This window comes from Streptomyces sp. XY431 (assembly GCF_001279805.1).
GTDB classification, from domain to species: domain Bacteria; phylum Actinomycetota; class Actinomycetes; order Streptomycetales; family Streptomycetaceae; genus Kitasatospora; species Kitasatospora purpeofusca.
The window spans coordinates 1-4,912 of the sequence record NZ_LGDO01000188.1 but is presented as its reverse complement, the minus strand read 5'-3'; the positions used below and the strand labels follow the sequence as shown (position 1 = coordinate 4,912).

Here is a 4,912-nt window from a genome sequence, read left to right as displayed (position 1 = left end):
GGCCAGGGCGGGGGCGGCCGGGCGGGCACCGTGGGCGCTGAGGCCGGCAAGGCCCTGGCCGGAGAGGCCGAGGACGGCCTGAGCGGTGGCCCGGGCGGCGTTGGCGGGGTTGAAGCCGCTCGCGTCGTAGGCGACGGCGCCGCGCACGGCGGGGTCGGCCGAGCAGCCCTGCTGGAGCTTCACCAGGCTGCTCCAGCCCTTGAGGCCGCTGATGAACCGGCCGCCGGGGAGCAGGGCGGAGGTGGCCAGGCCGGTGCTGTTGGCGTTGGAGGCGGTGGCACCGGCCGCGGCGAAACCGCCGTCGGTGTTCTGGTGGGCCGTCAGCCAGTCCAGGCCCGCCTTGGCCTTGGTGCTGCGGCCGGTCGCGGCGAGGGCCTGGGCCGCGAGCGCGGTGGCGTCGGCGTCGGCGGTGCAGGTGGCCTGCCCGAAGGCGACGGGGAAGCCGCCGTCGGCGCACTGGGCGGCGGCCAGGAAGTCGACGGCGGAGGCCGGCGCCCCGCCGGGGGTGCGCTGGAGGGCGATCAGGGCCAGGGACTGGCCGAAGGCGTTGCTGTAGTCGCCCCACTGGGAGCGGTCGGAGAAGCGGCCGCTCGGCGTCAGCAGGGAGCGCAGCCGGGCGGGGAGGTCGACGCCGCCGAAGGCCGTCGGGGCGGTGCCGCGCACCTCGGCGGCCAGCAGGAGCTTGGCGGTGGCACCGGCGTAGGCCTCGGTGGTGCCGTCGCCCAGGTAGCCGCTCAGGATGTCGGGCCGGGCGAGCCAGGCGGTGGCGCGGGCGGCGGCCTGGTCGGCGCTGCCGGCGGCGGCGAAGGCGAGCACGGCGTCGATGGTGAGGCCCTGGTCGGGGTAGGCGGTGCCGTCGAAGACCGACTCGAAGTGGTCGCCGTCGACGAGCTGACGGGCCAGCCAGCCGGCCGCGGCGGCGTCCGGGCGGTAGGTGGTCGCGGCGTCCCCGGAGGCCGAGGAGGGCGAGGAGGGCGAGGAGGCCGGAGCGGTGGCGGCCGGGGCCGGGGCCGGGGCCGGGGCGGCAGCCTGGGCGGCGGTGGCGGCCGGGAGGGTGGCGGTCAGGGCCAGTGCGGATATCGCGAGCAGGCGGAGCGGGCGGCGGCGGAGCGCGGAGGCTGACATGGGAGGCCTTTCCGGGCCTGGGCGCACGAGCGGCCGCCGGCGACCGTGCGGGACAGGCTGCCCGACGGCTCCGGGAGCCCCTGGCCGCAGACCACGACGGGAGGAGGGGACACACACCTCCGCCGACGGGTACTCGGGCTCGCCGCCGACTGCCGTCGGCGGCCTACCGTTGCGGGTCAGCGCCGGAATTCGACCGGACTTCCCCCGACGGCGGAGTCAGAACATGACGGCTCATGATGTCGGCTCGGCCGAGAGAGGGTCAAGGCCGGTGCGAGGTCGGGTCGTCACCGGGGCGGGACGGTGGGACAGCCGGGACAGTGCGACAGCCGGGACAGTGCGGCGGCCGGTATGAGTGCGACGGCCGAGCCACCGTGCCGGCGGTGTCCGGCGGCACGGTGACGACAAAGGACCCGCCCGGCCGCCGCAGGGATGCGGCGACCGGGCGGGAGACCGGGGCGGACGGGGTCCGGGCTTTCGGGGTCGGAAGCCCTGGTTCGGCCCCCGGGGCAGCCGCCTCCGGTCAGCAGGTGCCGGCCGCGCGCTCGCGCACGACCAGATCGGTGCGGCCCGCCGTGGCGTCCAGCCAGACCACCCGGGTCCCCCGGTCGGCCGCCGGGAAGTACTGGCCGCCCCGGTTGCAGGACATCCGCTCGGGGGTGCCGCCGGTGAGCGGGAGCTGCCAGAGCTTGGGCAGATCGGTGTTCTTGGTGCCACCCGTCGCCCGGCGGCCGGCCTCGGCGAAGGTGACCGCCCGGTCGGAGGCGGTGAGGCCGGCGATCCGGCGCGGCTCGGAGCCGGCGCCGGGCCGGGGGCCCGCGGGCAGGAGGTCGGTCACGCCGGAGCCGTCCAGCGCGCCGGAGCGGATCGTGCTGCCCTTCGTCGGGTCGAAGGGCGTCTCGACCCACAGCAGTCGGCCGCCGGCCAAGCGGGTGCTGCCGACCTCGGTCCCGGCGGTGGCGTTCGCGTCGTCCACCACGTACTGGGCGACGACCTTGCCGGTGGCGAGCGAGTAGACGGTCGGCGCGCTCACCGTCCGCTCACCGACCTGCCAGGTCTCGGTCCAGGCGAGCAGGCCGTCGTGGAGGGCGAGACCGGAGGCGCGGTGGCCCTCCGGCAGCGCGATCGGCACCACGGGGGCGCCGTCGCGGGAGATCGCGGGACCGCTGCGGCCGGTCGCGTTGTCCGTCAGGAAGAAGGCGACATCACCGCCGGAGACCCGGACGTCGCCGAGGTACTGGTTCGCGCCGCGGTGGACGCTGCGCATCGGGCCGCCGGCGAGCGGCCGGGCCAGCACCTCCATGCCCCAGCTGCCGTCGGCCCCCGGTCCCATCGCCACCCACGCGGCGGTCGTGCCGTCGGTGGCGGGCCAGCCGTGCGAGCGGCCGTCCTCCGGGCTCAGCCGGGCGGGCTCGGCGGAGCCGGCCACAGCACCCGCGTACACGGCCATGCTGCCCTTGGCCCCCTTGCCCGCGGTAGCCGCCACCCAGCGGCCGGCGGCGACGTCCGGCGCCACGCTCTCGGTGGAGAGTTCGCGCAGCAGCGGCCGGCTGTCCACGCCGATCCGGCGCTGCCAGCCGTCCTTGACCCCGTGGGCGTCGAAGGCTCCGGCCACAGTGCGGAGTTGGGCGCGGTCGAGGCCGAGCGCGCGGCCTGCGGCGAGCACCGCGTTGCGGGCGTCGACGAAGTCGTCCAGCGGGGTCATGTACTCGGCGAGCGCGCGGTAGACCAGGCGGTCGGCGAGAAGCGGGTCGAGGGTGCGCCGGATGTCCCACAACGCGCCCGAGACGATGGTGGAGTTGAGGTGCACGCCGCCGTTGTCGACCCCGGCGGGCGCCCCGATGTAGTCGGCGACGGTGGTGCGGCGGTCGTCCAGCCGACGGCCGGCGCAGGCCTCGGGGGTGCCGGTGCGGCAGAGGTCCTCGCCGAGCAGCGCGGCCCTGGGGTCGGTCATCGCGATGCCTCGGCTGGTCACCTCGATGGCATTGCCGAAGTAGTCGGCGAGGGCCTCGTCGAGGGCGCCGGACTGGCCGAGGTTGACCAGCTCCGCGGTGTACTTGACGACGCCGTGGGTCATCTCGTGACCGGCCACGTCGCGCGCGGCGGAGAACGGGCGGTACTTGCTGCTGCCGCCCCCGTAGATCATCTTCTGACCGTCCCAGTAGGCGTTGTCCATGGGCTGGCCGAAGCTGGTGACGTTGACGACGGAGGTGATCGGTCCGGCCTTGCCGTCGATCCCGTCGCGGCCCAGGCGGTCGCGGTAGAAGTCGTAGACGGCGGCGGCGTTGAGATGGGCGTCGGTGGCGCCGCTGGTGCCGGTGGCGGCCGGGAAGTCGGTGGTCGCCGAGGCGGCCGGGTGGACGTCGGCGGGCAGGGTCCGGTTGAAGTCCATCTCCTCCCGGCCGGCCGCGTCGTAGGTGGTGACGGTGGCGGGGCGGGTGAGGTCGACGAGCTGGTAGGTGCCGTCCGGGAGTCGGCCGATGTTCACCCGGGCGGGAGCGCCGAGGACGTCGGGCGCGGTGCCGGTGGCGGGTTCGAGGGCCGGGGCGGCGGCTGCCGCGTTGGCGGACGCGGCGGCGGCCGGGGCGCCGAGCGGGTACGGGGCGCGCACCTCGTAGGAGAGCGCGACCTCCCCGGCCGCGGCGTCCACGAACACCTCCTGTGCCTTCGCCGCCCAGATCGCCGGGTCGTTCCCGCGCACGGTGAAGTGGCGGGCGAGCCGGCCGGCGCCGCCGGGCAGCACCACCAGGCCGTGGTCCTCGGCCGCCGCACCGGCGCGGGCCGCCGGTTCCTGGACCGCGCCGATCGCGAGCCGTCGCAGCGCCTCCTCCGGCACGGTCTGCACGGTCGGGGCGGTGAGCCCGGTGAAGTACTTGCCGCCGACCGACTCGACCCGCTGTCCGGTGCCCTCGCCGACCAGGTGGACCAGGTACCGGGCCCCGAAGACGGGTATACCGCCGTGCCGCTGCTCGAACCTGACGGTTCGTCGGCCGTCGGCGGCGCGCTCCACACCGGCCTCGGCGAGCTGTGCGGGGTCGACCTGGTAGCGGTCCTGATGGGCGGCCAGATGGGCGCGGGCCGCCTCGGCCGGGTTGTCGCCGGGGGCCGCCTCGGCGAGGCCGGTGACCAGCTGCGGAGCGGCGGTGTCCGACCCTGCGACCAGCCCGGGCACCGGGTCGGCCTCGGCGGACGGTCCCCCGGCCGGTCCGGCGAACGCGGGTGGCACGGCCACTCCGAGGCCGAGCACGGCGGCGATCGCGACGCCGAGCAGCATGGGTCCGGGTGTACGGGAACGGTGATGCACTGCGGTCCTCCCACGGGAAGCGGCCGGCCTGACGGCATGCCAGGCCATGCATGGACGGCGGACGCCCACCCCCACGGCTCGTCCGTTCTTCGGAGCCGGCGGTCCGCCCTGCGGATCAACATAGGCCATCTCTCTGCATATGTCGATCGACTGCATATGCAGACCGACCGAGACCCTCACCCCCGACCGAAGACCCGCACCCAACACCCCGCCCCACCAGGGCAGTTGACCCGGCCTCCGAAATCCCGCGCCTCGAATGTCTACATCAAAGTAGACGAATTAGGGCGACCTTAGTAAGGTTCACCTAATCTTCCCGGCAGCCGTCCGCACGTCGGCCGCAACACCACCGACAAGCGCCCCGACCGCGCCACCGACCATGTCCCCGACCCTGACCGCTGGAGCCCGCATGTCCGCCCGTCGTTCCACCGCCGCCACGCTGCTCACCCTCGCCGTGGCGACCGCCGCACTGGCCGGCTGCTCGCAGAA

2 protein-coding genes and 1 riboswitch are annotated in these 4,912 nt (G+C 75.5%); both genes read right to left on the bottom strand.

Features of this window, described 5'->3' with window-relative positions; all coding sequences use genetic code 11:
* A partial coding sequence (locus tag ADK60_RS19725; protein WP_063783201.1) for a hypothetical protein occupies window positions 1–1,125 on the bottom strand: 1,125 nt, incomplete at its 3' end.
* A 107-nt stretch (window positions 1,126–1,232) separates the two neighbouring features.
* A riboswitch (cobalamin riboswitch) is annotated at window positions 1,233–1,352 on the bottom strand.
* Between the two features lie 293 nt (window positions 1,353–1,645).
* Window positions 1,646–4,396, bottom strand: a complete 2,751-nt coding sequence (locus tag ADK60_RS19720; protein WP_053647694.1) for a M4 family metallopeptidase — start codon at window positions 4,394–4,396, stop codon at window positions 1,646–1,648.
* Window positions 4,397–4,912: the final 516 nt, after the last annotated feature.